Below are 26,409 nucleotides of genomic sequence, written 5' to 3'. Positions count from 1 at the left end.
ATCAGCGTAACTCAACCTGCATCCATCATAACAAATCTTGCCGCAAATCGCTATTATAACGAGCATACAGCTTGTCATCATATCGAATGTAGTTTGAAGGATTGATTTTCCATTTATATCACCGTACAATGTTACCGTACAACGAGAATGAAAGGGATGCACGTATGACATGGGAAGTGTTAAGCATCATTGGCACGATTGCCTTTGCGATTAGCGGCGCGATTGTCGCGATGGAAGAAGAGTATGATTTACTTGGCGTCTATATTCTTGGCATCGTTACCGCATTTGGCGGCGGCGCCATTCGCAATTTGCTAATCGGTGTCCCGGTATCGGCGTTATGGGAGCAAGGAACGTTGTTTCTTATCGCGTTATTGGCCATGACCATTGTTTATTTATTTCCGCAAAAAACATTGACACATTGGAAACGATGGGGAAATTTTTTTGATGCGCTCGGCCTTTCGGCGTTTGCGATTCAAGGAGCGCTTTATGCTGTAAAAATGAATCATCCGTTAAGCGCGGTGATTGTTGCCGCGGTGCTCACAGGCAGCGGCGGCGGCATTGTCCGCGACATCCTTGCCGGCAGAAAACCGCTAGTGCTCCGCTCGGAGATTTACGCGGCATGGGCGATTGTCGCCGGCATAGCGGTCGGAACAAAACTTGCCTCCACCCCTGTCGAGCTTTATATATTGTTCGTTGTTGTCACGTTTTTAAGAATTTTATCGTACACGTATAATTGGAAACTTCCGCACCGTTCATTGCGGAATCAATCGATGGATCAGTCATGAAAAGAACCGGCGCATTCATAGCGCCGGTTTTTGTTACAATCGTTCGATAATCGTTGCCGTAGCCATCCCGTGACCGATGCAAATCGTCAGCAATCCATATTTGCCATTTCGCCGCTCGAGTTCGTAAACAAGCGATGTCATTAATTTCGCTCCGGTCGCTCCTAACGGGTGGCCGAGCGCGATGGCGCCGCCGTTTACGTTCACTTTGGAAAGCGGAGCGCCAATTTCTTTTTGCCACGCTAATACAACAGGGGCAAACGCTTCGTTAATTTCGATTAAGTCGATATCATCAATCGTTAACCCCGCTTTTTGAAGCACCTTTTTTGTTGCTGGAATAACGCCGTCAAGCATATATGTCGGATCGGAGCCGACGACTGTTTGCGCGATGATCTTCGCTTTTGGCGTTACGCCAAGCTTCCATGCTGTTTCTCTTTCCATCAACAGCACCGCAGCTGCCCCGTCGCTCATTTGGCTCGCATTGCCTGCTGTAATTTTTCCATTTTCACGAAAGACAGGCTGCAGTGAAGCGAGCGCTTCTGGCGATGTATCCCGACGCGGCCCTTCATCTTTTGTTACCATTATGGCGTTCCCTTCTTTATCCAAACCTTCCACAGGCACGATTTCTTGATCAAATATTCCTTGTTCTTGCGCCCGAATCGCGCGTTGATGGCTTTCGTATGCATATGCGTCCAGCTGCTCGCGCGTCAGCCCGTACTTTTCGGCGATTAATTCCGCGGAAATGCCTTGATGAACAAATTCATATTTTTCATGCAGCGACGGCGGAATCGTTTTTTCGTTTCCATCGCTTAAAATCGGCACCTTCGTCATGCTTTCGACGCCGGCAGCAATCGTAATATCCATATCGCCAGAGCGAATTTCTTGGGCAGCAAAATGAATTGCCTGCTGCCCTGACCCGCACATCCGATTGATTTGCACGGCTGGCACTTCGATTGGAAATCCCGCCTCCAGCGCAGCAAGCCGCCCAATATTGTATCCTTGCTCTGCAATGGGCGTGACACATCCCATCACAATATCTTCGACAAGCCGTTTTTCGATTCCAGCTCTTTTTACGACTTCATTGAGCACCGTTGACGCTAAATGAACGGGATGTGCGTTGCGGAACACGCCGTTTCGCTTGCCGACTGGCGTGCGCACGGCTTCGACAATGACAACTTCTCTCATCGCCTTTCCTCCTTTCGTCTATTCGTTGTACGTATAAAATCCTTTTCCTGTTTTTCTTCCTAAATGTCCTGCTTCCACCAGCTTGCGCAAAATTTGCGGCGCCCGGAAACGGTCTCCGTAAGCTTCGGTTAAATTTTCGCTAACAAACAGCATTGTGTCTAATCCGACCATATCGGCTAGCTCCAACGGCCCCATCGGATAGTTCAATCCAAGACGAACCGCTTTATCAATATCCTCGGCGGATGCGACTCCTTCTTCATACATGCGGATGCACTCGATCATATGTGCGGCAATCGCTCTTGTCGTGAAAAACCCTTGTCGGTCTTTGACAATAACCGTTTCTTTGCCGATTTCTTCGGACAACTGTTGAATAACTGCTACCGTCTCTTCGGATGTCGTCTCTCCTTTAACGATTTCAATCAGCTTCATAACAGGGGCTGGATTAAACCAATGCATGCCGATCACTTTATCCGGTCTTGTCGTCGCCGCGGCAATTGCTGTCACGCTTAATTCTGATGTGTTCGTTGCTAAGATGGCCTCCCGTTTCGTATAACGGTCTAACTTCTGAAATACGTCTTTCTTTAACGATAAATCTTCCGGCACCGCTTCAATGACGACATCCGCCCCCTCTACCACTTCTTGCAAATCAGTGCCAGTGCGAATGCGCTGCAACGTTTGCTGCGCATCTTGTTCGGTTAATTTTCCCGCTTTTACAAACCGGGACAAGCTTTTTTGAATCAAAGCAATCCCTTTCTCAAGGGCCGCTTCGGAAATATCGTATAAACGGACGCTTTTTTTCGCCATCGCTACCGACTGGGCAATGCCGCTTCCCATTAATCCAGCACCAACCACTGCAATCGTCTTTGCCATAACGTCTCCTCCATTCAAAGTTCAAGTCTATCGCTCGTTTATGGCACATCATTTGTTATTGAGAATTCTTACTAGAATAATAGTTTTGCAGCTCCTCACGCAGCTTCCGTTTTAAAAATTTTCCGACGCTCGTTTTTGGTATTTCTTTCATAAAGACAATGTCATCCGGCAGCCACCATTTTGTAAACTGCGGCCGCAAAAAGTCATAAAGCTCTTCTTTCGTCACCGTTTTTCCTTCTTTTAAAACGACACATGCAATCGGGCGTTCTTGCCATTTCGGATGCGGCACAGCGACAACTGCCGCTTCAAACACCGCTTCATGCGCCATTAACGCATTTTCTAAATCAACGGAAGAAATCCACTCTCCACCGCTTTTAATCACATCTTTCGTGCGGTCCACAATTTTGACAAACCCTTCTTCATCGACATTGACGACATCCCCTGTATGCAGCCATCCGTCACGGAACGCCTCTCTTGTCCGGTCGTCATTATAATATTCCGCCGCAATCCACGGACCGCGCAAACATAGCTCGCCCATTTCTTTTCCGTCCCAGCGCACCTCCCCGTCCTTGCCAATCACTTTCATTTCCAAACCCGGGACAAGAATTCCTTGTTTTGCGCGCAATTCTAATTGCTCCTCATAAGATAAGTCTTGCTGATAGCTTTTTAGACGCGATACTAGAACGAGCGGGCTTGTTTCTGTCATGCCATAGGCGTGGATAAACGGGATATTGTATTTTTCTTCAAACGCGCGGATCACTCCTTTTGGCGCCGCCGAACCGCCGCATACGATCCGCGTTAAACTGCTTACATCATAGTTTCCTTTTTCTAATTCTTGCAACAAACCGAGCCAAATAGTCGGCACTCCCGCAGTCACGGTCACTTTTTCTGTTTCAATTAATTCTGCCAATACTTTCGGCGTAAATGCCGGTCCAGGCATAACTAATGTAGTACCAAACCATGTCGCTGCAAATGGAATGCCCCATGCATTGACATGGAACATCGGTACGACCGGCATCGCTACGTCTTTTTCCGATAATCCTAGTGTATCTGCTAATCCAAGCGCCATGCTGTGCAGTACCGTGCTGCGATGCGTATACACAACCCCTTTTGGATTTCCAGTTGTTGCTGATGTATAACACATTCCAGCCGGCTCGTATTCATCTAGATCTTTTTTAAACGGAAATTTCGGATCTCCTTGTTCCAATAATTTTTCATAATGGTAAACAGGAGAAAGCGTTGTTTCTGGAAGTTCCGCTTCATCCGTCATAATGATAAAAGCACGTACGTTTGGAATATTGTCTTTCACTGCTTCAATCGCTGGAAGCAAATCATCGTCGATTAACAATACACGGTCGTCAGCATGATTAATAATATAGGCAATATGCTGCGGCGACAGACGGATATTAATCGTATGCAGCACCGCGCCGATTCCTGGTATCGCAAAATACGCTTCCAGATGACGATGATGATTCCAGGCAAACGTCCCGACGCGGTCGCCGACGGAAACACCCAAACTTGTCAATACGCTGGCAAGCCTTCTTGTCCGCTCACCGATTTCTTTATATGTATGGCGGACAATGCCACGTTTCATGCGGGAAACGACTTGTTTAGCCGGAAAGAACATTTCCGCTCTTTCTAACATCATCGAAATGTTTAATGGCACTTTCATCATTATGCATCACTCCCTCTTTCGCAATTGGTCTCCATGTTCATTCAGTGACGGCGCCTTTTTTCGTTTTTGTAATAATGTTTCGTCATAACGGGTCGCAACTTCTATGCGCCGGCCGGCAATATGAATCATCTTCCGGTAGCTGTCTCTTGCAAATAACGATTTCGCTTCATCTGTTTCCAACACAGGAGCAAGGCAGCAATCTACCGTTTGGCTAAATTCGATCCATTCTTGAAGCGTTTTCGTTTGAAATAAGCGCACAATTTCTAGAAAAATTGGATTTTCTTCTTTTGCGGGCGAATAATGATACGAGATCCATTCTGGCTTTTCGACAGCATGGCAAAAGTTTTCCCAAAATTTTTTCTCAAGCGCCGCAAGGCTCACATATCGCCCATCTTTCGTTTCATACAAGTGGTAACAAACGATCGTGCCGGCAAGCACATCGATGCCGTTTTTTCTCCCTGTATCATGCTCGATGACAAAATGATTCGTCATCATCGAAAGCAATCCATCGACTAACGAAAGGTCAATATACGTTCCTTTTCCGGTTCGTTCACGGTGATATAACGCGGCGACGATTTGTTCGACAGCATGGATGCTCCCGATCAAATCGGCAAGCGTAATCGCCGGATGAACAGGGCGCCCTTCTTTATCTTTTAGCTGCGCCAACACGCCGGTAATCGCCATATAATTTAAATCGTGGCTTCCAAGTAAACTATACTTGCTCTGTTGACCGAAGCCGCTAATCGAACAGTAAATGATCGTTTCGTTGATTGCAGAGACATCTTCATAACTTAAACCAAGCCGTTTCATCACTCCCGGACGGAAGCTTTCGATGATGACATCGGCCTTTTGGATCAGCTGTTTTGCCGTCTGTAAATCTTTTTCGTTTTTTAAGTCAAGGGCGATGCTTTTTTTGCCTGCATTGTTTGCGCGAAACACACACTCCTCCGAAAGTGAACGCATCATATCTCCCGTTTTCGGTTCAATTTTGATGACTTCTGCTCCTAAATCAGCCAAACGCAGGCTGGCGAATGGACCAGGAAGGTAGTGGGAAAAATCGATGACCGTTACTCCGTCTAACACATCGTCACCTTCTTTCTATAAATCTAAGGTTCTTGCAATAATCGTTTTCATCATTTCATTCGTCCCAGCGTAAATCGCGCTGACCGGAATATCTCGGTAGCGTCTGGCAATCTCGTATTCTTCCATATACCCATAGCCGCCATGCAACTGCATGCTTTCTGCAGCGATTCGTTTCGCCATTTCCGTAATCCACCATTTCGCCATCGAAACATGTGTCACCACATTCTTCCCTTGCATATGCTCTTCAATGACACGGTCGACAAACGTCCGGCCAATGGCAATTTCCGTTGCCATTTCGGCAAGTCGGAATTGGACGGTTTGAAACTCGCTAATTCGTTTTCCAAATGCGGACCGCTGCTTTACGTACTGCTTTGTCAATTCAAACATTACTTCCGCTGCCGTTTGCGCGGCAATCGCCACAACAAGCCGCTCTTGCTGCAGCTTTTCCATTAAGTAATAGAATCCTTTTCCCTCTTCTCCAAGCAAGTTTTCTTTTGGCACTTTTGCGTCATTAAAAAACAATTCTGCCGTATCTTGTGCGTGCAGCCCGACTTTGTCAAGCTTTCGTCCGCGCGTAAATCCTGGGGTATCGCGCTCAACAACAAGAAGGCTGATACCTTTATGCGGTGGTTTGGCATTTGGATTCGTTTTGCAGGCAACGACGACTAAATCGGCATGAATGCCGTTTGTAATAAACGTTTTTTGACCGTTGACAATATAGTAATCCCCATCTTTGATTGCCGTTGTGGAAATCCCAGCCAAATCCGACCCCGCTCCCGGCTCGGTCATCGCGATCGCGGTAATGATTTCACCGGATACGCATTTCGGAAGCCACTTTCGTTTTTGTTCTTCCGTACCGTAAGAAGCAAGATACGGAACGACAATATCATTATGCAAGCCGATGCCGACCATGCTCGCCCCAACTTTTTCTAACTCCTCGTTGATCACTACCGAATACGCAAAATCAGCGTTGAAACCGCCGTATTCCTCATCAACCCACGGGCAGAGAAATCCGTTTTCTCCCATTTTCGTCCAAAACGAACGGGGAATGATTCCTTTCTTTTCCCATTCGGAATAGTATGGATATGCTTCTTTTTCTAAAAACTTGCGAAACGCATCACGGAAAATGTGATGTTCTTCGCGTAAATATGCGGCTGTCATCACATCCCCTCGCTTTCAGCTTTTGGCAGCGTTTTTCACTTGCTCGCGGAGCAAAAACTTTTGGATTTTCCCGCTTGCGTTTCTCGGCAGTGCATCGACAAAATAATATGCGCGCGGCCGCTTGTAAGGAGCAAGACGATCGCTAGTTTTGCAAAATTGCTCCAAGTCCTCCTCCGTCACATTCGGATCTTTCTTTACAACAAACGCAACAACTTTTTCTCCCCATATTTCATCCGGCTCACCGACAACAGCAACATCCAGCACGCCAGGGTGTTCGTATAGCACATCTTCGACTTCACGCGGGTAAACGTTTTCCCCGCCGCTGATAACCATGTCATCGACACGGTCCGCGACATACAAATACCCCTCTTCATCCATATATCCTAAATCGCCGGAATGATACCAGCCTTTATACATCGCCTTTGCAGTCGCTTCCTCCCGATTGTAATAGCCGACCATCATACACGGCCCTCTCATAATAATTTCGCCGACTTCTCCCGGCGGAAGCACGTCATCCGGGTCGGACGGGCCATCTTCCCGCGGCTTGACGATACGAACTTCATGATTTAGGCAGGCGCGCCCGGCAGAACCGGCTTTTGTCAACTGTTCATCTTCGAGCAAAAACGTCACCGCCGGCCCCATTTCCGTCATGCCGTACGCTTGAATAAGATCAATGCCCAACCGTTCTTTACATTCCTTGACAAGAACAGGAGCCATTGGGGCGGCGCCGTACAATCCGAGGCGAAGCGATGATAAATCGTAAGCTCTAAGATTCTCTTGCAAAAGCATATTCCACATCGTCGGTGCGGCGAACAACAACGTAATTTTTTCTTGTTCAATCGTTTTTAATACTAACTTCGGATCAAAATGATGAAGAATGATATTCGCGGCACCCGCGTGAACGCGCGGCAAAAAGCAGCAATGCAGCTCCGCGCAATGAAACATCGGTGCGCTGACAAGCCCACGGTCCGTATCGCGAATGCGCATGACGGCATTACAAATCATGCTTTGTTCAATCATATCGCGATGGCGGTGCAGCACTCCTTTTGGTCTGCCGGTTGTTCCGCTTGTATACATCATCGCGTAAATGTCACTTTCGAACACTTCAATCGATGGAGCTGTTGTTTGCGCATTGCTGACCAGAGCGTGGTAGTTGGCGGCATAAGACGGCGTATCATCGTCGATGTACCAAAACAAAATGTGCGGGAACTCATGATGAATGCTTGCAATTTGCGGTTCGACCGCTTTTTCAAACAACACGACTTTCGGCGTCGCATCTTCTAAAATGTAAGCGATTTCTTTTGACTTCAAACGAAAATTAATCGGGTTGAAAATCGCGCCAATTTTCGCGCAGGCAAAAAATGCAGTGCCAAGCTCCAATGTGTTGAATAAAACGGTCGATACACGGTCCCCTTTTTGAACACCAGCTTCTAAAAGCGCGTTCGCAAGACGATGCACTTCTTTTTCCCACTGTTCGTACGTATAGCGTCGTCCCTTCGCCATATCGACAACCGCTTCTTTTTTCGGAAATTTCCTCACCGTCTGGGCAAACACTTCTCCAATCGTCATGTACAAGCGCCATACCCCCTTTATCGTTCTAAAGTATCTTTATTATCTTACTGAATTAATAGTAAGAATATACATAATGAAATAAATATACTAACTATTCAGAAAATTAATGATCCACTTGCCTTACTTATTTCTATTCTACATATTATAAAAAACTCCTTCATTTTGCATAAAAAAAGAAAGGGGAGATACTCCCTTTCTTGCTTACGAACCAACTATAAGATCCCGATCGCGGATCAGCATTAGTTCCTTTTTATCATATCGCCCTTCACGCAACAGGCGCACCGCCTGTTTGCGAATTGCTTTTTCAATCAAGTTGCGCACGTAGCGCCCGTTGCTGAATTTTCCGCGATGTTTATCCTCCAACACTTCTTCGATATGATAATATAGTTTTCGTTCCGCTTCCGGTGTAAATTCGTATTCCCGTTCATGCAACATCTGTTTTGCGATTTTCACTAGTTCGTCGACCGTATAATCAGGGAATTCGATGGTCAATGGAAAGCGGGAAGGCAAACCTGGATTTAATGATAAAAAATAGTCCATCTCTTTCGGATACCCTGCTAAAATGACCACTAAATCATCACAATAATCTTCCATTCCCTTTACAAGAGTGTCGATTGCCTCTTTTCCGAAATCTTTTTCTCCGCCGCGGGCAAGCGAGTACGCTTCATCGATAAACAAAATGCCGCCGCGCGCCTTTTTAATTAAATCTCTCGTCTTGTTTGCTGTATGTCCGATATATTCTCCGACTAAATCGGCCCGTTCTGCCTCAATAAAATGCCCTTTCGAAAGAACGTTCATTTCAAAAAACAGTTTTCCCAATAAACGTGCTACCGTCGTTTTTCCTGTGCCGGGATTTCCTTTAAAAATCATATGAAGCGCTTGTTTATTCGATTTTAACCCATTTTCTTTGCGAACTTTGTTAATATATAGCCACGCATAAATTTCTTTAATGATTTTTTTTACATGATCAAGGCCGATAAGTTGATCAAGTTCTTTTTGAATATCTTTTAATATGTGATGTTCTTCATAATTAATAAAATCATTCCGATCTTCTTTGACTAGATGATTAATATTTTTCGAATTGAGCACAATATTAATTTGACCTTTTGCCTTGTTCATTGTTAATTCAGACAATGGAGCGTCACCTCACTTCACCATTTTCATGGCTACCTTTTTTGTCGCCTTGTTCTTTATCAGTATACGTTCATCATCACCAATTCGTGACAATCGCCCAAATGAAAGAAACCAAACGACAACATCTACTAACGATTGTCTATTTTTGCGATTTCCGAAGAAATAAAAGTTTGTATATTTTATTCAGCACGGTCGATTTTTACGCGTAAAAAAGTGCCCGTCTAAAAAGGCGGGCACTTCGCTGTTCGCGTTGTTATCCAAAAATTTTAGACACGCCGATTATTCTGTTTCAAACTGAACGTTTTTTTCCGGCGCGAACGTAGAAATCGCATGCTTATAAATAAGCTGCTGCTTTCCTTGGACTTCCAACAAAACGGTAAAATTGTCAAACCCTTTGATGTAACCCTTTAGCTGATAGCCATTTAGCAAAAATACGGTGACTTGTGTTCCATCTTTGCGCAACTGATTTAAAAACTGGTCTTGAATGTTAATGGAATTTTTCATGAGACGTCCTCCTCTTTTTCTCTCTACCTAATTTTTATATATTCGCTTCTAATTGAAGCTTTCCTGCTATGTACTGAAAAATTTCCTCCGCTTTCTCATCAAACTTTGCTGCATCCGTCATATCAAACCATTGAACAGGCATTTGATTGCGAAACCATGTCAGCTGGCGTTTCGCATAGCGGCGTGAATTTTGTTTTAGCCGCTCAATCGCTTCTTCTAAGGAAACGCGCCCATCAAAATAGTCATACAGCTCTTTATAACCAATCGCTTGGACGGATTGGCAATCGCGAATGCCACGGTCGTATAATGCTTTCGCTTCTTCCAGAAGCCCTTCGGCAATCATTTGATCTACCCGTTCATTAATACGACGATATAACTGTTCGCGTTTCATCGTTAGCCCGATAATTGCCACATCATAAAGAAGTTTTTTCGTTTGCCCGCGCTGCCATTCCGTCATCGTCTTGCCTGTGCAATGATATATTTCTAGTGCGCGGATGACGCGGCGAATGTTGCGCGGATGAATTCGCGCCGCGCTTTCCGGATCAATGGCACTAAGCATCTCATAAAGAACCATTTCTCCTTTGTCCTCGGCGATCTGTCGCAAATGACGACGATACGCTTCATCGGAAGGGGCGTCCGAAAAACGGTAATCATAAATGACGGATTGAATGTAAAGCCCTGTACCACCAACAATCATCGGCAGACGCCCACGCCCGGAAATTTCGTGAATAAGCGAGCGGGCAATTTGTTGAAATTCGACAACGGAAAACGATTCCCACGGTTCTTTAATGTCAAGCAAATGATGCGGAATCCCTTCCATTTCCTCCGGTTTAATTTTTGCTGTTCCGATATCCATTCCTTTATAAATTTGCATCGAATCCCCGCTGATGATTTCCCCATTTAACCGCTTGGCTAAAGCGATGCTTAGTTTTGTTTTTCCTACAGCGGTCGGTCCAATGATGACGACAAGCTTCTCTCCCATTTGCAATTCCACTACTTTCTTCCATCAGTAATATATACATTTATTTATTATATCCAAATGGACAAAAGATTTACATATAGAAAAAATTTAATGTGTTAGTCGGTCCGGTAAAACGTTTCAAAAATAAAACGAACGTCGTTATGGACGTTCATTACATGTTGAATCGTTTTAAAAGTGATTTTACGTCTTCCGCCATTTTCGATAAGGAAGCGGCAGAAGCAGAAATTTCCTCCATGGAAGCGAGTTGTTCTTCTGTTGCGGCGGATACTTCTTGGGTTCCAGACGCGGCAGATTCAGCAATTTGCGTCACTAGCTGCATCGATTGCACTACTTGTTCCGCAGCGGCTGACATTTGTTGAACAGAAGCGGAAACATCTTGAATGTGTGCCGCGACTTCGTGGACAGCTGTTTGAATTTGTTGAAATGCTTCACCAGAAGTGCGGATGGCTCCAGTACCAGTTTCTACTTCTTTCAGTACTGTCTCCATCGATCGAACCGCCTCATTTGTTTCCTCTTGAATCGTCGCGATTAATGAAGCAATTTGTTGCGCCGACTGTGCGGATTGTTCCGCCAATTTCCGAACTTCATCAGCCACCACAGCAAATCCTCGTCCATGTTCGCCCGCCCGTGCCGCTTCAATCGCCGCGTTCAACGCTAAAAGATTCGTCTGTTCCGCAATTCCGCTAATCACTTCGATAATTTTTCCGATTTGCTCGGATCGGTTTCCTAATCCTTTCACAATCCCGGCAAGGCGTTCAACGGTGTCATTTACTGTATTCATTTGCGCAACAGCTGTTTGAATCGTTTTTCCGCCTTCTGATGCTCTTTCCGACGTTTGCATCGCAATTTTCGACACGTTTTGGGCACGCTCGGAAATTTGCTGAATTCCTTCAGACATTTGATCGATCGTTTCCGATGTTTCTTCTACGCTCTGCACTTGCTTTTCCACACCTGCAGCAACATTTTGAATCGTTAATGCAATTTGTTCCGTCGCCTTGCTCGTCTGTTCCGCACTTGCCGTCAATTGTTCGGAAGACGCTGCGACTTGTTCAGCACTCATCGCTACTTTTTCTAGCACATCGCGTAAATTTTCCGCCATTTGGTTAAACGCCGCTGCGAGCTCCCCGATTTCATCGCGGTTGCGAATTATAACTTTCTCCCCAGTCAAATCACCATCGGCGATTCGTTTTGCCGCTTTAGAAAGGGTGAGGAGCGGACGAGAAAGATTGCGGCTCATGTAAATGGTAAGGAGGTTGCCAATAGCGAGCGCAATGACTCCGATAATAATCATCCATACTTTAATGGATGCCGCTTTTGACGTTGCATCCTTGTCAGCCTGATTCATATCTTTTTGTTGGATTTCCACTAGTTGTTGTGCCGCTTCATCAAATTGTGTAGTAATATCCCTTCCTGTTGTTGTAATTAACTGTGTATAAGCCTCCACATTATTTTCCTGTTTTAATTGAAACGTTTTTTGTCCTAGTTCGTAAAACTGTTGTTCCAGCTCATTCAATCGTGCTAGCAACTCTTTTGTTTCCGCCTTTGTCAACGTTTTCTCCAGTTTATTGCTTAGTTTTTCATATTCATCGTGCGCTTTCGTAAAGTTTGTCAATGACGTTTGATCGCCGGTAAGCAAATAACCGCGCATGCTCCCTTGCTCGCGCCGGATCAGAACTTCTAGCTGTTTAACATCGATAAGATTGGAAACTTTATCATTTAAAAGATGCGTATAACTAGCATTAATAGTAGAAATCTGATAATAAGCAATGCCAACGAGTGCGATTAACAGCATATATACGGCGGCAAATACTGCATACAATTTTTTTCGGACTGTCATCTTCATCATCTGATCCCCCCGTTTATTCACATCTAACAACCCATCTACAAAAAAGAAGGAAATGACCCTCCCTTCTTTATTATCGGTATATCATGTTAAATATTTAGGACATTTCCCCGGAACGAAGCAAATTATTTTTTTTCTGTTCCGACTCATCACGAATGAAAAACGATGTGAATAAAGCCACAATGCTGCCGATAAATCCAAATAAAAACAGATGATGGATGCCAGTCATAAAATCAGCCGCTTTCGTTAAAAAGGCGCCCATAATCGTTACACCAATGGCTGTGCCGATGTTGCGGCAAAACATGAAAAATGAAGTCGCGATTCCCTTTTCATGCGCATCGGCAAGCTGCTGCGAGCCGATGACACCGACAGTAGATGTCAATCCAAACGACAGCCCTTGAATGAACATGGCAAAAAAGACATACAAAAATCCGTGGCTTTCATTTAAAAGTGCTAGCAGCAGTCCAGAAAGCACAAGAAGAACGTTTCCGATAATCAATAACATGCGATACCCATAGCGCAAAATCCATTTTCCCGCCGGCACCGCCACAATCATCCAACCAATCGACATGCCTAAAAGGGCGACACCGCTTGCAAACACCGATTGATGGGCGATATTTTGCAAAAATAGCGGAATGTAGCTAGACGTGCCAAATAAAGCGACACAGCTGACAAATCCGTTCATGTTCATCCATTTTAACGTTTTATGCTGCACGAGCGTCAATGGAACGAGCGGAGACGTTTGCTTTTTTTCATATAAGTAAAAAATAACTAATAACACAGCGCCAATGCCGCCATACATCCAATGGTTGCTTTCGACTACCGTCGTCAATAGAAAAAGGCTGATCGCGGCCGCAAATAATACCGCTCCAATATAGTCAATCACCGCCCGTTTTGGTTCGTACACTTCTTTATATGGCAATAGTGTGAGCAAGGAAAGCAAGCAAATCGGGATATTCACATAAAAAATCCAGCGCCATGATGCGTATTCGACAAACAAGGTTCCTAACATTGGCGCAAGAACTGCGGAAATCCCCCACATTGCCGTAAAAAACGCTTGAATTTTTCCGCGCTTTTCAATCGGAAATAAATCCCCGGCAATAATGGCAGGAAACGGCATCATAAAACCTGCGCCAATTCCTTGGACAGCACGGAATATAACAAGCTGGACCATATTTTGCGACATCCCGCAAAGAAGAGAACCGATTAGAAATAAAATAATGCCGAAGCTAAATACTTTCTTTCTCCCAAATATGTCGGAAAGTCTCCCGGCGATTGGAGAAAGAACGGTTGTCGTGATCATGTAGGAAGCAAACGACCACGCGTAAAGAGAAAATCCTCCAAGTTCTTTGGCAATGATCGGCATCGTCGTATTCATGATCGTTGTATCCATCGATGCCACGAGCATCGCGAGCACAATGCTCACCATTACGGATATTCTGTTATTCACCATTGTCTATCCTCCTTTTTATCTGCCATGAATATTTTATTTTACATGACATAACCGTTTCCCTACCAAAAAAATGCTTGTCTCCTGTTATAGTTATAATAAAAGCAAATCCATTGCCATTTCTGTATTTTTTCGTTACCATAGAAACGGAAAGCTTTTTTCCTTCCTTCTCCGGCACCCGAAAACGCTAACACGATCCTCATCGGCATATATTAATACTAAAGGAGGAATTAGATGAAAAAAACAACAAGCGTGTTTTATTTTTCAATAGCAATTGCTATTTTATTTATTTTTTGGGGAGTGATTCCTGCCAATAAACTGCCCGACTATAACTTAGGTGCTGTTAGTACAGCAATGCATTCCTTTTTAATTGATAAATTCGGCTGGTTTTATTTATTGGCAGCAACGACATTTCTTGCCTTTGGTTTGTTCTTAATTTTTTCTAAATACGGAAATATTCGTCTTGGCGGAGACAATGAAAAGCCAGAGTATAGTAACATCACATGGTTTGCGATGTTGTTTAGTGCCGGTATGGGAATCGGGTTAGTGTTTTGGGGGGTGGCTGAACCAGTTTCCCACTATTATGCGCCACCTGCCGGAGAAGGAGAAACGCCGGAAGCAGCCCGCATGGCGATGCGATATGCCTTTTTTCATTGGGGGCTTCATCCGTGGGCGATTTATTGTGTAATTGCTCTAGCGCTTGCGTATTTCCAATTCCGCAAAAAAGAACCTGGGATTATTAGCCGTGTATTGCGGCCAATATTTGGCGATAAAATAAATGGCGCTGTCGGCGTCGCGATTGATACGCTCTCTGTATACGCAACGATCTTTGGTGTTGCAACTTCGTTAGGGCTTGGAGCAATTCAAATTGCCGGAGGATTATCGCATTTATTTCCATCCATACCAAACAACTTTACAACTCAATTGTTGATCATTATCGTTGTTACGTTTTTATTTATGCTTTCCGCGCAAACAGGATTGAATAAAGGAATTAAAATATTGAGTGACATAAACATCATTCTTGCCGTCCTGCTGATGTTTTTTTTGCTTTTTGTTGGCCCGACGAATTTTATTATGGATGTGTTTACAACGACGATTGGTTCCTATTTGCAAAACTTGCCGTCCATGAGTTTCCGGTTGGCGCCGTTTGAACAAAGCGACTGGCCCAAATCGTGGACAATATTTTATTGGGCATGGTGGATTGCGTGGGCGCCGTTTGTTGGAACGTTCATCGCCCGCATCTCAAGAGGTCGTACCATACGTGAATTTATGATCGGTGTGTTAGCCGTTCCGACCGTATTTAGTGCCTTATGGTTTTCTGTCTTTGGCGGTTCGGCGTTATATCTAGAACGGTTTCAACATATCAGCATCATCGATGTCATTAACGAAAAAGGGATGGAAACAGCACTGTTTTTCACGTTGCAGCAATTCCCATTTGGCACTATTTTGTCGGGATTAGCTATTTTATTAATTTGTACATTTTTCGTCACATCAGCCGATTCCGCTACGTTCGTTCTTGGTATGCAAACAACAAAAGGAATGTTGAATCCGCCAAATTCGGTAAAATTTATTTGGGGAATCGTTCAATCAGCAGCAGCTGCTATCTTGCTTTGGACAGGCGGCTTAGAAGCACTGCAAACCGCATCAATCATCGCTGCGTTTCCGTTTGCGATCATTATGATTTTGATCGTCATCTCATTAATTCGTTCGTTTCAAAAAGAACCGATTACCAAAAAAGAGTATAAATAAAAAGCGGATGCCGTGTATTGCCGGCATTCGCTTTTTCATTATATTCCCCGTTTTTGCGTTTGATTTCGACGGTATATGGTTGATATTCGATGATCGGCTTGCCTTTTGCATTCACTCCAACTGGTTCTCCCATGACGAGATCGATGATTTCCTCTTCATATTTTTCAGGAACAGACACAGGCAGCCTCAAGCGGGGAGCGTGTTTTCCTTTTGGTTGTCCAAGTGGATTCACAATTTCTACATAACATTCACAGGTAATTATGGTCATACACTAGACGAATATTTAAGTTCCCTTTTTTGCTTTTATCGCCTCTGGCATACAACTGATTGGAACGCAAATCTTTCCATTCTTCGTTCGTGATTTTTCCTTTCAAGCGCTTATAAAAGTTCTCTTTTCCACCAAAAATCACACGCGGAATCGTTCCTTGATCGAGATGGTGCTTTAGCTCGGCTTCTTTCGCTTTGAGCTTTTCTAACCGTTGGTGCAATCCACCTAGACATGTTGGAAGATCGATGTTTTTCGGTGCTTTTCTTCCATGTTGGTATTCATCGATTTTCTTTTCCGTTTTTTCGATTTTCGCTTGCACATCCTCCAAGCGCATGGGAAGCAACTCCCGTCGAGAAGAAATCAGTGATTGAACAAGCAAGACCGCATCTTCGGCAAACCGTTTGTTGAGCCGAAATTGGTGCGGAAGGTGCTTGATGATGTCTTTGGCGTTCCTTCCCTCCAACAAACGGTTGAACGCGTATCGCTTCGCGGAACCAAAAACGCGCATCAACTCATCCAATGAACGAAGTTGTGATTCATCATTGGAAACGATTTTCATCCCCCGAACCGTTTTCATCCCCTTGCCTTCCCCCTTGTTTGGATCTTTAAGAACATATATTCGCTAAATCTTCTTCCTTTCCTTTTTACATGAGGAAGGGGGGAGATGATTTTTTATCATCAGACAGGGGACGATGGAAAAGATGGGGAACATCTACCTCTGTACGTCCAATAACAGAAGTTTACATGATTTCATACATTTTTATAGATGTTTAACAAACTGCTTATACCTCCTTGCAATATAATGTAACATAACAATGTTACGTTTTAAATCAAAAAAACAAACGGAATCTTAAGATTCCATTTGCTTTTTGCCGCGAACAATGGACGCGTTGACAAATAATTAGCTTGTTTGGCCTTTTTCCAAATGCTGATTGCCAAAAAACACCTGTAAAATAAACTCGCGCGCTGGAACGTTTTTCTCTTCAAAAGCAAGCAGAAAATGATGCGGATCATACGGTACTTGGCGAAACGTTACTTGTATCGCTTTATCGATATGCAAAACCGCATACGGAGCGAACGGTTTTGTATTGCACCCTAACGAACCGGGATTAACGTAAAGCCGTTTATCCGACCGAAAATGATGAAGCGGATGATGATGACCAAAACAAACGACGTCATAATGCGAATAACGATATTGCTCATCTAATTTTTCGACTGATGGATGCCTATCAATCGGAAGAAAATTTTGATGATGGTCCAAATGATAATGGACAAATAACAGCTTTTTTCCATCATATTCCGCTTCTCGTTTTTTCGGCATTTGCGCTAAAAACGGAACGAATGAAGGATCGAGATGCGAAGCGATCCACTCATGATGCTCCCGCTCTTCCCCGCTGCTACCTGGCTCTTTCCCTTCCGCGATCCGCAAGATTGCTTCATCATGATTTCCCATCACATAAGAAACATCGTTCCGTTCCGACAAACAAGCCAATACTTCATTCGTCTCATGCCCAATTCCAACTAAATCTCCTAAACAATAAATATGTTCAATATCTCCTTGCCGGTCGATATCATCCAGCACGGCTTTTAAAGCGGCATAATTGCCGTGGATATCGGTAATAATCGCTAGTTTTGTCATGACACCCTCCATTTCCAATGACTTGTATGCTTGAGGAAAATCTGTTCTCAAGCCTTAAATTTTAACGCCGCTATTCCATTAACGCACCCGCTTGTTTCATAAGATTATTGTTATGATTTTATTATAGTTCCTTGATGGAAAAACATTTGCCATCTTCCATCTATAAATTTCCAAATGGAACTACGCAAAGTATGTTGCATTCTTGTTTCATCTTTTACACGATATGTGGTTAACACAACATCTTCTGATAAAGGGTGTATATCAAAATCATAAAGAGTCATCTTACTTACACTAAGGCCACCTTCACCAACACAATCCTTTTTATACCAAACATTCCCTGAACTCCCGAATTCGAAAAAATCATCTGCAAGCAACTTTTCTAGTTCTGCTGGCGTTGTTCGGGTTTCAGGTTCTAGCAACCGTTTCTCTAATTGATATAAATGCTCTTTTAATAAAGATTGATTTTCCATTTTTCCCCCCTCTTGTTCAACTAAACTCTCCCTTAGCCAACCATGAAGCGGGCTTCACCGCAGATGACGGAAGTTCATTCGTTCTGCCATGGGAGTTCCATAACTTCTTATACTTAATTTTAACATAAATTCCCTTATTACCTTGTAATCCCTATAAAAAAATTATTTTCAATACTCTTTTAAAACCTAAAATCGCACATTAAATCTATGAGTGACAACATCGATTGTCAATAAGCAAAATAGGGTGCTAATTCTTAGTTAAAGCATGAGGAACTTTGCTTGAACAATAAAAAATCGAGTGTAAAACCTACGCGATTTTACACTCGATTGCTTTTCATAGATTAATTGATTACACGGACTGCCTTCACAAAACGTTCTTGCCAATAAGAAGAACCGATCGATGCATAAGAAACGCCTTTAGAAGTTGAAGCATTTAACATTTGTCCGTTACCCGCATAAATTCCAACGTGATTGATCGTTCCATCGAAGTCTGTATCAAAGAAGACTAAATCTCCTTTTTGAAGCTGATTGAAAGAAACCGTCGTGCCTGCTTGTGATTGTGCTGTCGAAGTGCGTGGCAAAGAAATTCCAGCTTCACCAAACACCCGCATAGTAAAAGATGAGCAATCAAATGCATCTGTGCGAGATGGGCTGGCACCATATAAATATTTAGCGCCTAAATATTTTTCACCAATTTGAATGACTCGATCAGCCAAAGAAGAATTCACAGCTTTTGTGCTATTGGAAGGAGTGGTAGACATCGAACCCGGGGAAGATTTAGAAATTTTTTGATTGGAAGATTGAGCAGGAGCTTTTTCTCCAGCAACTTTAATAGATTGTCCCGCTCGAATAAAATTAGGATTTGTAATTTCCGGGTTTAAAGCGAGCAATGAACGAACTGTTGTATGAAACATTTTAGCGATGCCAGAAAGAGTATCTCCTTCTTTAACGATGTAATAACCGCTAGCACCTGATTCCTTAGTAGAAGGAACTGAAGCTGATCCTGACAAACGAATAGTTTGGCCTGCCTTAATAAAATTTGGATTAGAAATTTCGGGATTCATCTTTAATAACGCAGCAACAGTCGTATTAAATTGCTTTGCAATTTTACTTAAGGTGTCGCCAGCCTTCACTACATATGTATCTTCACTTTCGTTAACTTTTAATATTTGGCCAGGGAAAATAAAATCAGAAGTTAAATGATTCATTTGTTTTAATGTTTCTACAGTAGTGTTGTATTTTTTCGATATTCCCCAAAGCGTATCGCCTTTTTGGACAGTATAAGTACTAGCGAAAGCAGTTTGGCCTGCTAATAAAGAACTTATGATTGTACCTGTAAGAATAAATGATTTTTTCATTTTGTGCTCCCCCACAGATGTATTTTTGGTATTCGTTTCTATTGACGTCAATCATTATATTTAAAAAAAGTTGCTAATCTATAACAAAAAGAATAAGAAGTGGTTACAAATCTATTACAGTTACATTACAGGTTAAAAATATCATTTTGTTTTCAGTATCTTTTTCCTAGTAATTATTATTTTTGGATTAAATAGAAGTTTTATCATTTTAACCAAGAATACTTCCGTCTCTGAACGAAGCCATTAATAAAAACGGGGATGATCATTCAGCAATCATCCCCGCATGCAATCGAATATGAACTTCTACTTATAAAGCCGATAAGGAACTGTGGAGACAATCACATTTTTCTTATATAGAAGGTACAATCTCAACAAAACGCTGGATTGGTTATGCAAAAAGTTATGCCACCCTTTTTTCGGTATAAATTGAGGAATCAAAACCGTTACTGTATAATTTCTTTCCCCTGCCTTGCTTTCAATCGTATCCACTAGCTTGGAAATTGGCGTGATAAGATCGCGATAATAAGAAATTAGTGTAACAAGGCGAACGTCTGGCCTCCATTTCTTCCATTTCTCTTCCATTCGAAGCATGCTTTCCCGGTCAAATCCCACATATACAGCCAATACATAATCCCCAATGGCTTGGGCGTAATTTAACGATTGCTCTACTACCTTTGTGATTCCCGCAACAGGTACAATGACGACATTTCCTTCTATTTTATCCGGAATCTCATTTGGATTGACCCGCAGTTGTTCTGCCACAGCATCATAGTGCTTATGGATTCGGTGAAAAACAAATACGATTATCGGAAGAAATACAAGCACAGACCATACTTGAGCAAATTTTGTGATAAAGAAAATGCACAGTACAGTTAGTGTAATGATCGCTCCCAGCAAGTTCACAAGCAGCTTCGGGACCCACCCCGCCGGTTTTTCGCGCACCCATTTGACAATCATTCCTGTTTGCGACAAAGTGAAAGGAATGAATACGCCAACCGCATACAAAGGAATGAGCTGTTCCGTTTGCCCTTTAAAAACGATAATCAGCAAAATAGAAGCAAGACCAAGCGTGATGATTCCATTTGAATATCCTAAGCGGTCGCCGCGGATAAGATACATTCTTGGCATATATTTATCGGATGCCAGATTATATGCCAGCAGCGGAAATGCGGAAAACCCGGTATTTGCAGCCAAGACTAAAATAAGGGCAGTTGTTCCTTGGATAAAGTAATACATAAAGCCTCTTCCAAACACTTCGGAAGCGAGTTGGGAGACAACCGTCTCTTCCGCTTTCGGAGCAATTCCATACCAGTATGCTAAAAAAGTGACTCCTACAAATAGAAAAGCGAGAATGAACCCCATCATCACTAACGTTTTAGCAGCGTTTTTTGCCGCCGGTTCCTTGAAATTTGGAACGGCGTTGGAGATCGCTTCTACCCCTGTCAACGCAGAGCAACCAGATGCAAACGCCCGAAGCAACAAGAATAATGTAATTCCAGGCACCGCAGTACCGATCGGCGTATGTAAGGTAGACGGTGCTTGTCCATTTATAATATGAAAAATCCCAACAATAATGAGAATTACGAGCGCCAACACAAACAAATAAACCGGATATGCCAAAACGGAAGCGGATTCGGTTACGCCTCTCAGATTAAGAATAGTGATAAACACAACCAGTGCGACAGCAATTCCTACTGTGTGTTGATGCAAAACTGGAAACGCGGATGTAATGGCATCCGTTCCTGCAGACAAGCTTACTGCCACGGTTAGAATATAGTCGACCAATAAAGAGCCTCCAGCAATGAGCCCCGGATTTATGCCTAGGTTCGTTTTGGAAACGACGTAAGCCCCTCCTCCATGCGGATAAGAGTAAATGATTTGGCGATACGATAAAATAAGCGCCACCAATAGAATAAGAACTCCAATCGCAATAGGAATGGAATACCAAAATGCAATCGCTCCAATCGACGCAAGAACAAGCAAAATCTGTTCCGTACCGTACGCAACAGAAGATAGAGCATCAGAAGATAAGACAGCCAATGCCTTTAATTTGTCCAGCTTTTGTTCTCCTAGTTCGGTTGATTTCAACGGTCTGCCAATTAAAAATCGTTTTAACGACGAAAACATATATGCACCACCAGTATGTAGAATTTCCATAAGAATATTATCATTTTTCTCAGAAAATGAATAGCCTTGGCTTCATTATTTTCGATCATCTATAGAACGATGGTAGATTACTTAAATTAGTAAATTAAGATAACTGGAAGGCTCTCCCCAGTAAATATTTGGATCATTTTCGTCCTGCATATATCCTGTTTAATAGATTCTAAATATTCTCTCGGGGAAGAGCCTTTAGCAATTTCTTGAAACTTAATTTTTCTCATCCTGTTCCCTCCTCGGAAACAAAATGGTCATTTTGTTTCCTTATCCATATCAACTGGCTGATTTACAATGATTTTTATCTGCCCATCCATATGGCCAAACCAGCTTTCTCCTGTGTAGTTCTTACAACAAATTTTTATCGTGGCTTTCACTTTGAATGACGAATCAACCTACTTTGCCGCTTTTTTGTCCTTTCAACTGTTCGAGCAACTGTTTACACCATTCAAAATCTTTGGTCGCCAACGCCAAATCCATCAATGTATCAAAATCCTCTTTCGTCATCGGTGACTTACTTTTGGCCGGGATTAATTCCCCTATCGAGCAACTTTTTCGCCTTTTTAATCGTTTTCCTTTGCGGTCTTGTATAAATTCGACAACACAATAAGAATCAACCACTCGATCAACATAACCCAATGCACCCTCTAATTGATATTCATCCCCTGCATAATAAACCCAATCGCCGATTTTTAATTTTTCCATACTTATCACCCTTAATTAACAAAAAATTGCTATTATGTTTTTTCTTTCATATATTTTCCAACAACATTTAATAAAACACGAAATGACTGAATAATATCCAGTGATGGATCGCTTGCTTCACCATTTTTTATCCATACAAATATTTTTGCCTTTTCAAGTTTGCCATAATACTCTTCACTAAGTTTGGACTTATTCTTTTTTAGCCAGTTTATTCAGAAAACTCCATTTCGTTCGCTCCTTTATAAAACTCCATGCTTTATCCTAAAAATAAAAGCGCCGCCCCGATCGGAGCGACGCCCTGCTTCAAACAAAATATCCACTAAAAGTCTGCGTTTTTCTACCAATTAACAAGAAGCTTTAATATAGCCTTTTATCTACTTAATGACTCGCTTAGCACCTATATATCGGTCTTTCCAATATTTATCACTCATTTTAACAACTTTTACACCTTTTGATGTTGCACCAATAAACGTACCGTTTCCATAATTTTGTTCGATTACATTTTAGAAAAAGACACCTTAATGAATATCTCTTTTCTTAAAACGTCCACCGCGTACTTCAGCCATATCTGCTATAGCTAAAAAAGCATTTGGGTCATTTTCTTCGACAATTTCTTTAAGTTTGGCCTCCTCAAGACGGGTAATCACACAAAATATCACTTTTTTACCGTCACCAGAGAATGCTCCTTCTCCGCTTAAATATGTAACACCGCGCCCTAATCGGTTCATGATAGCATTCCCAATGGCTACAGGAATATCACTAATAATCCATGCCGACTTCGATTCATCTAATCCTTTAATGACAACATCAATCGTTTTAAAAGCAATCGCATAGGCTAAAATTGAATACATTGCTCTATCCCAAGTGTAAACAAACCCAGCAGCACCAAGAATAAAAATATTAAAAAACATGATGATCTCGCCAACAGAGAAAGGGAGTTTTTTGTTCATGAGTATAGCGAGTATTTCTGTGCCATCCAAAGCGCCGCCATAACGAATGACAAGACCTACGCCCGTACCTAGAATCATTCCGCCAAAAATGGTAGCTAATAAAAGGTCGTCTGTGAAGGCTGGAATAGGATGAAACAGAGAAGTAAAAATGGATAAAACGATAATCCCAAACAATGAGGAGATAGCAAAAGTTTTTCCAATTTGTTTATAACCCATAAAAAAGAACGGAAGGTTTAAAAGAAAAATAAAAATTCCAAGACGAAAACCCGTAATATGTGAAAGCATAATTGAAATGCCTGTTATGCCTCCATCGATAATGTTATTAGGGACTAAAAAGATTTCAAGTCCTACTGCCATTAAAACAGCCCCGATGAAAATAGCAGTTGCTCTTTTAGCGATTTTAGCTTTAGATAACCGTTGATGTTGAATCTGCACCTTGCTCAATTCAGTCATGTTTTTCCTCCTTTTTCTATAAAATGGATCTGTACATTTTTTTATTATAACAAAAGCAGATAGTTCGTTAAATTCATGATTGCGCATATTATGTTCCCTCTCCCCTTGCGCAACAAATTTTACTAAACTGTTTAACTATTATAATTATCCAAACACTGGCGGCCTTCCTGTCACATGCGGTGTTTCTGGCAACGACAGAGAGTCAATATATCGAAATAAGGATGCTAAAAGTGGATCCATTTCGTAAGACCATGCATGTTCGTTGTTTAAATGTAAAATCATGATAGTGCCCACCCCTTGGAGAGTTGTTTTTTGGCTACTGTATATGATTTCCAAGGTGGTGGATTTTTTATGTGCATTTATGCATTCGTTATGCGTTTTGCAACACGTTCTATATTGAAAAATGGAAAGGCAAAAGCGATTCGATTATCAACTTTAGATGCGATTTGTAAGGCTTTAGAATGTCAGCCTGGAGATATTTTAGAATACAAAAGCGACGAAGACACTCAAGGATAATAAAGAGGCACAAATCATGAGAGCCCTAAAACAACTCGTTCGTTTTGGTTGGGAGCAGGCCCTATCATGTTTGTTTCCTGTCGTTATTTTTGCCTCTTTGGCTTTTACAAAATTCATGCCACTTCCCTTCCTACCACGGTATGACTGGCTGCTCATCATCTGCCTTCTGATGCAGTGGTGGATGGTGCGTTCTGGGCTTGAAACACGGGATGAACTAAAGGTTATCACATTGTTCCACCTTATTGGGCTCGCTCTTGAACTTTTCAAGGTACATATGGGCTCCTGGTCTTATCCAGAGGAAGGATATTTCAAAATTTTTGGAGTGCCTTTGTATAGTGGATTTATGTACGCAAGTGTAGCGAGTTATCTTTGCCAGGCGTGGAGGAGGTTTAAGGTTGAACTGGTTAAGTGGCCACCGTTTTTGGTAGTTGTACCTCTTGCAGCTGCGATTTATTTGAATTTTTTCACCCACCATTATTGGATTGACGTTCGTTGGTGGTTATCTGGACTTGTAATCATCGTCTTTTGGCAATCATGGGTCACATTCGAGGTTGATGGAACTCGTTACCGTATGCCACTCGCACTTTCTTTTGTGCTCATCGGATTTTTTATATGGATAGCCGAAAATATCGCAACGTTCTTTGGAGCTTGGGAATATCCAAACCAAACCGATGCATGGAGTCTCGTTCATCTAGGAAAGGTAAGTTCATGGTTCTTATTAGTGATTGTTAGCATTCTTATAGTAGCGACGTTAAAGCAGGTTAAGGGAAAAATTGTTTCACCCAAGAAGGATAAGGTTCAAGAGGCGTTTGATAATCATTTAAAGGAATGAGATAAATAGCGAAATATGAAAAATAAAAATTTTTTTGAATCACTCAATTAAGCAGACGCCAGCGATTTGACCATCTTTAACTGGAGTAAGTGCTGGCTAATGGGATAAGAAAACGCCAAAGACCATAGCAATCTTCGAAGAAAGGTTCAAAGATGCCATGGCCGTACTGGACTATCCCAATTGTTATCGGTACACCTATGCACAACCAACTTTGTTAAAATTTCAGCAACGCCTCCACCGCATCCGCCAAATCACTATAGCTGTCTTTTAAGTATCGAGATGTCGTGGCGATATTGCTATGGCCGGCAAGCCGCCGTACTTTCTCAATGTCGTTGTTCGTGACCTTCAGCATTCACTTACAAAACGTATGGGGCGTAAGTTTTTTATTCGGCAGGCTGTAGCTTTCAATCATTCGCTGGATGCCCCGTACCGAAAACTTACTAGTTTTTAATTGAATTTATTGCTCAAAATCTATTCAGAATTACAAAGAGCTAAAAAGCGAACTGCCGTTGAACGAGTGAATGTAAAAAATTGGACCCCATGAATTCGGAACGTTTACGCTGTGAAAAAAATTAACTCTGATTGTTAAAAATTAAGGTCGGTTGGGGAAAAAGCGGCAACTCAGTCCGTAACATTTAAGGTAGTAGAGGATAAAGATGGCTAAGATTCCGACTAGAATCTCCCACATATGCACATTCAAGATGATCATCTTACGGGCAATGGCAAAAATGATTATATCCATGACGAGTGTCATATCGTGCTTGATGAGCATAAGTGCAACCTCTAATCCAATAATATACAAGAGTGCATGAGCTAAAAAATCCTGAAATTTCTCCATGATTTCCCCTTCCATGATGTAGCTGAATAGGTCATGGACGAGCATTGTTCCTTCTGCAATTACCGCTACAATAATGATTCCCGCTAGCAGCCATTCGAAAAATTTTACTGTCTGGGTAAATACTTGTTCGAGGGATTTTACATTCATCTCCATTACCTCGCTTTCTTTAAAGAATATATCAACGAATTCAAAAAGTGAGAAATGAGGATTATAACTCACCTTTGACAGTTAAG

At 42.4% G+C, this 26,409-nt stretch carries 25 protein-coding genes and 2 pseudogenes; 4 read left to right on the top strand and 23 right to left on the bottom strand.

The genetic code is table 11. The annotated features are described in order from the left end of the window. Nucleotides 1-164 precede the first annotated feature (164 nt). On the top strand, nt 165-785 hold the full coding sequence (locus tag B9L23_RS07000; protein WP_089097107.1) for a trimeric intracellular cation channel family protein: 621 nt from the start codon (nt 165-167) through the stop codon (nt 783-785). Nucleotides 786-818: 33 nt separating this feature from the next. On the opposite strand, the gene B9L23_RS06995 is transcribed toward B9L23_RS07000, so the two are convergent. From B9L23_RS06995 to B9L23_RS06945, 11 genes are all read right to left on the bottom strand, one after another. Further along, nucleotides 819-1,967, bottom strand: a complete 1,149-nt coding sequence (locus tag B9L23_RS06995) for a thiolase family protein (RefSeq protein ID WP_089097106.1) — start codon at nt 1,965-1,967, stop codon at nt 819-821. A gap of 18 nt (nt 1,968-1,985) precedes the next feature. Then, entirely contained in the window at nt 1,986-2,837 is an 852-nt protein-coding gene (locus tag B9L23_RS06990) for a 3-hydroxyacyl-CoA dehydrogenase family protein (RefSeq protein WP_089097105.1), read from the bottom strand. A gap of 55 nt (nt 2,838-2,892) precedes the next feature. After that, complete coding sequence (locus tag B9L23_RS06985; protein WP_081188997.1) at nt 2,893-4,512, bottom strand: long-chain fatty acid--CoA ligase; 1,620 nt, start codon at nt 4,510-4,512, stop codon at nt 2,893-2,895. Between the two features lie 6 nt (nt 4,513-4,518). Then, nucleotides 4,519-5,595: a CaiB/BaiF CoA transferase family protein gene (locus B9L23_RS06980; RefSeq protein ID WP_089097104.1), complete on the bottom strand. Its 1,077-nt coding sequence runs from the start codon at nt 5,593-5,595 to the stop codon at nt 4,519-4,521. A 15-nt stretch (nt 5,596-5,610) separates the two neighbouring features. Beyond that, nucleotides 5,611-6,756 carry an acyl-CoA dehydrogenase family protein gene (locus tag B9L23_RS06975; protein WP_081188995.1) on the bottom strand — a complete coding sequence of 382 codons (1,146 nt, stop codon included), beginning with the start codon at nt 6,754-6,756 and terminating at the stop codon, nt 5,611-5,613. 15 nt (nt 6,757-6,771) lie between these two features. Then, nucleotides 6,772-8,331 (bottom strand): fatty acid--CoA ligase, encoded by a 1,560-nt coding sequence (locus B9L23_RS06970; protein ID WP_081188994.1) that lies wholly within the window; start codon nt 8,329-8,331, stop codon nt 6,772-6,774. Nucleotides 8,332-8,529: 198 nt separating this feature from the next. Beyond that, a complete protein-coding gene (gene spoVK, locus B9L23_RS06965; RefSeq protein WP_015863549.1) occupies nt 8,530-9,462 on the bottom strand; it encodes a stage V sporulation protein K in 933 nt (310 codons plus the stop codon). A gap of 279 nt (nt 9,463-9,741) precedes the next feature. Continuing rightward, on the bottom strand, nt 9,742-9,966 hold the full coding sequence (hfq, locus tag B9L23_RS06960) for an RNA chaperone Hfq (RefSeq protein ID WP_062753294.1): 225 nt from the start codon (nt 9,964-9,966) through the stop codon (nt 9,742-9,744). 34 nt (nt 9,967-10,000) lie between these two features. Then, nucleotides 10,001-10,948: a tRNA (adenosine(37)-N6)-dimethylallyltransferase MiaA gene (miaA, locus tag B9L23_RS06955; protein WP_062678323.1), complete on the bottom strand. Its 948-nt coding sequence runs from the start codon at nt 10,946-10,948 to the stop codon at nt 10,001-10,003. Between the two features lie 151 nt (nt 10,949-11,099). After that, complete coding sequence (locus tag B9L23_RS06950) at nt 11,100-12,791, bottom strand: methyl-accepting chemotaxis protein (protein WP_089097103.1); 1,692 nt, start codon at nt 12,789-12,791, stop codon at nt 11,100-11,102. 97 nt (nt 12,792-12,888) lie between these two features. Next, nucleotides 12,889-14,241, bottom strand: a complete 1,353-nt coding sequence (locus tag B9L23_RS06945) for an MDR family MFS transporter (protein ID WP_089097484.1) — start codon at nt 14,239-14,241, stop codon at nt 12,889-12,891. Nucleotides 14,242-14,475: 234 nt separating this feature from the next. Between B9L23_RS06945 and B9L23_RS06940 the strand changes: the two genes are divergently transcribed. Continuing rightward, on the top strand, nt 14,476-15,990 hold the full coding sequence (locus tag B9L23_RS06940) for a glycine betaine uptake BCCT transporter (protein WP_089097102.1): 1,515 nt from the start codon (nt 14,476-14,478) through the stop codon (nt 15,988-15,990). On the opposite strand, the gene B9L23_RS19920 is transcribed toward B9L23_RS06940, so the two are convergent. The 10 genes and pseudogenes from B9L23_RS19920 to B9L23_RS06890 all read right to left on the bottom strand — a co-directional run. Then, the gene (locus B9L23_RS19920; RefSeq protein ID WP_245842301.1) at nt 15,968-16,168 is read right to left on the bottom strand and encodes a hypothetical protein; all 201 of its coding nucleotides are present in this window, start codon (nt 16,166-16,168) and stop codon (nt 15,968-15,970) included. The genes B9L23_RS06940 and B9L23_RS19920 overlap by 23 nt on opposite strands. 70 nt (nt 16,169-16,238) lie before the next feature. Beyond that, nucleotides 16,239-16,835: a transposase gene (locus B9L23_RS06930; RefSeq protein ID WP_089097101.1), complete on the bottom strand. Its 597-nt coding sequence runs from the start codon at nt 16,833-16,835 to the stop codon at nt 16,239-16,241. Between the two features lie 324 nt (nt 16,836-17,159). Further along, nucleotides 17,160-17,897 carry a metallophosphoesterase family protein gene (locus tag B9L23_RS06925; protein ID WP_062678173.1) on the bottom strand — a complete coding sequence of 246 codons (738 nt, stop codon included), beginning with the start codon at nt 17,895-17,897 and terminating at the stop codon, nt 17,160-17,162. A 110-nt stretch (nt 17,898-18,007) separates the two neighbouring features. Next, nucleotides 18,008-18,367 carry a nuclear transport factor 2 family protein gene (locus B9L23_RS06920; RefSeq protein ID WP_062678174.1) on the bottom strand — a complete coding sequence of 120 codons (360 nt, stop codon included), beginning with the start codon at nt 18,365-18,367 and terminating at the stop codon, nt 18,008-18,010. A gap of 341 nt (nt 18,368-18,708) precedes the next feature. Beyond that, entirely contained in the window at nt 18,709-19,725 is a 1,017-nt protein-coding gene (locus B9L23_RS06915) for a C40 family peptidase (RefSeq protein WP_089097100.1), read from the bottom strand. 303 nt (nt 19,726-20,028) lie between these two features. Then, a complete protein-coding gene (locus B9L23_RS06910; RefSeq protein ID WP_089097099.1) occupies nt 20,029-21,852 on the bottom strand; it encodes an APC family permease in 1,824 nt (607 codons plus the stop codon). A 116-nt stretch (nt 21,853-21,968) separates the two neighbouring features. Continuing rightward, nucleotides 21,969-22,109, bottom strand: a complete 141-nt coding sequence (locus B9L23_RS20355) for a hypothetical protein (protein ID WP_169712520.1) — start codon at nt 22,107-22,109, stop codon at nt 21,969-21,971. A 163-nt stretch (nt 22,110-22,272) separates the two neighbouring features. Further along, entirely contained in the window at nt 22,273-22,587 is a 315-nt protein-coding gene (locus tag B9L23_RS06905; RefSeq protein WP_062753305.1) for a hypothetical protein, read from the bottom strand. Nucleotides 22,588-23,105: 518 nt separating this feature from the next. After that, nucleotides 23,106-23,990 (bottom strand): YitT family protein, encoded by an 885-nt coding sequence (locus B9L23_RS06895; protein WP_015863536.1) that lies wholly within the window; start codon nt 23,988-23,990, stop codon nt 23,106-23,108. 153 nt (nt 23,991-24,143) lie between these two features. Further along, nucleotides 24,144-24,272 (bottom strand): annotated as a pseudogene (locus tag B9L23_RS06890) (ISNCY family transposase); the annotation flags it as partial. Nucleotides 24,273-24,341: 69 nt separating this feature from the next. On the opposite strand from B9L23_RS06890, the gene B9L23_RS06885 reads away from it, so the two are divergent. Both B9L23_RS06885 and B9L23_RS06880 read left to right on the top strand, forming a co-directional pair. Next, nucleotides 24,342-24,506, top strand: a complete 165-nt coding sequence (locus B9L23_RS06885; RefSeq protein ID WP_073967901.1) for a helix-turn-helix domain-containing protein — start codon at nt 24,342-24,344, stop codon at nt 24,504-24,506. Between the two features lie 16 nt (nt 24,507-24,522). Continuing rightward, a complete protein-coding gene (locus B9L23_RS06880) occupies nt 24,523-25,338 on the top strand; it encodes a DUF817 domain-containing protein (RefSeq protein ID WP_081188988.1) in 816 nt (271 codons plus the stop codon). A gap of 214 nt (nt 25,339-25,552) precedes the next feature. On the opposite strand, the pseudogene B9L23_RS06875 reads toward B9L23_RS06880, so the two are convergent. Both B9L23_RS06875 and B9L23_RS06870 read right to left on the bottom strand, forming a co-directional pair. Then, nucleotides 25,553-25,786, bottom strand: a pseudogene (locus B9L23_RS06875) (tyrosine-type recombinase/integrase); the annotation flags it as partial. A 144-nt stretch (nt 25,787-25,930) separates the two neighbouring features. Next, complete coding sequence (locus B9L23_RS06870) at nt 25,931-26,323, bottom strand: phosphate-starvation-inducible PsiE family protein (protein WP_141103841.1); 393 nt, start codon at nt 26,321-26,323, stop codon at nt 25,931-25,933. Between the last annotated feature and the right edge of the window lie 86 nt (nt 26,324-26,409).

The sequence above is a fragment of the Parageobacillus galactosidasius genome (genome assembly GCF_002217735.1).
GTDB lineage: Bacteria > Bacillota > Bacilli > Bacillales > Anoxybacillaceae > Parageobacillus_B > Parageobacillus_B toebii.
Note: the sequence above shows the minus strand (reverse complement) of the source record. Positions and strands in the feature narration are given on the sequence as shown.

Excerpts from the sequence above, each read along its gene's own strand:
- B9L23_RS07000 (WP_089097107.1), top strand. The coding sequence starts at position 165 with ATGACATGGGAAGTGTTAAGCATCATTGGCACGATTGCCTTTGCGATT.
- B9L23_RS06995 (WP_089097106.1), bottom strand. The coding sequence starts at position 1,967 with ATGAGAGAAGTTGTCATTGTCGAAGCCGTGCGCACGCCAGTCGGCAAG.
- B9L23_RS06990 (WP_089097105.1), bottom strand. The coding sequence starts at position 2,837 with ATGGCAAAGACGATTGCAGTGGTTGGTGCTGGATTAATGGGAAGCGGC.
- B9L23_RS06985 (WP_081188997.1), bottom strand. The coding sequence starts at position 4,512 with ATGATGAAAGTGCCATTAAACATTTCGATGATGTTAGAAAGAGCGGAA.
- B9L23_RS06975 (WP_081188995.1), bottom strand. The coding sequence starts at position 6,756 with ATGACAGCCGCATATTTACGCGAAGAACATCACATTTTCCGTGATGCG.
- hfq (WP_062753294.1), bottom strand. The coding sequence starts at position 9,966 with ATGAAAAATTCCATTAACATTCAAGACCAGTTTTTAAATCAGTTGCGC.
- miaA (WP_062678323.1), bottom strand. The coding sequence starts at position 10,948 with ATGGGAGAGAAGCTTGTCGTCATCATTGGACCGACCGCTGTAGGAAAA.
- B9L23_RS06950 (WP_089097103.1), bottom strand. The coding sequence starts at position 12,791 with ATGAAGATGACAGTCCGAAAAAAATTGTATGCAGTATTTGCCGCCGTA.
- B9L23_RS06940 (WP_089097102.1), top strand. The coding sequence starts at position 14,476 with ATGAAAAAAACAACAAGCGTGTTTTATTTTTCAATAGCAATTGCTATT.
- B9L23_RS06930 (WP_089097101.1), bottom strand. The coding sequence starts at position 16,835 with ATGAAAACGGTTCGGGGGATGAAAATCGTTTCCAATGATGAATCACAA.
- B9L23_RS06925 (WP_062678173.1), bottom strand. The coding sequence starts at position 17,897 with ATGACAAAACTAGCGATTATTACCGATATCCACGGCAATTATGCCGCT.
- B9L23_RS06920 (WP_062678174.1), bottom strand. The coding sequence starts at position 18,367 with ATGGAAAATCAATCTTTATTAAAAGAGCATTTATATCAATTAGAGAAA.
- B9L23_RS06915 (WP_089097100.1), bottom strand. The coding sequence starts at position 19,725 with ATGAAAAAATCATTTATTCTTACAGGTACAATCATAAGTTCTTTATTA.
- B9L23_RS06910 (WP_089097099.1), bottom strand. The coding sequence starts at position 21,852 with ATGTTTTCGTCGTTAAAACGATTTTTAATTGGCAGACCGTTGAAATCA.
- B9L23_RS20355 (WP_169712520.1), bottom strand. The coding sequence starts at position 22,109 with ATGAGAAAAATTAAGTTTCAAGAAATTGCTAAAGGCTCTTCCCCGAGA.
- B9L23_RS06905 (WP_062753305.1), bottom strand. The coding sequence starts at position 22,587 with ATGGAAAAATTAAAAATCGGCGATTGGGTTTATTATGCAGGGGATGAA.
- B9L23_RS06895 (WP_015863536.1), bottom strand. The coding sequence starts at position 23,990 with ATGACTGAATTGAGCAAGGTGCAGATTCAACATCAACGGTTATCTAAA.
- B9L23_RS06885 (WP_073967901.1), top strand. The coding sequence starts at position 24,342 with ATGTGCATTTATGCATTCGTTATGCGTTTTGCAACACGTTCTATATTG.
- B9L23_RS06880 (WP_081188988.1), top strand. The coding sequence starts at position 24,523 with ATGAGAGCCCTAAAACAACTCGTTCGTTTTGGTTGGGAGCAGGCCCTA.
- B9L23_RS06870 (WP_141103841.1), bottom strand. The coding sequence starts at position 26,323 with ATGAATGTAAAATCCCTCGAACAAGTATTTACCCAGACAGTAAAATTT.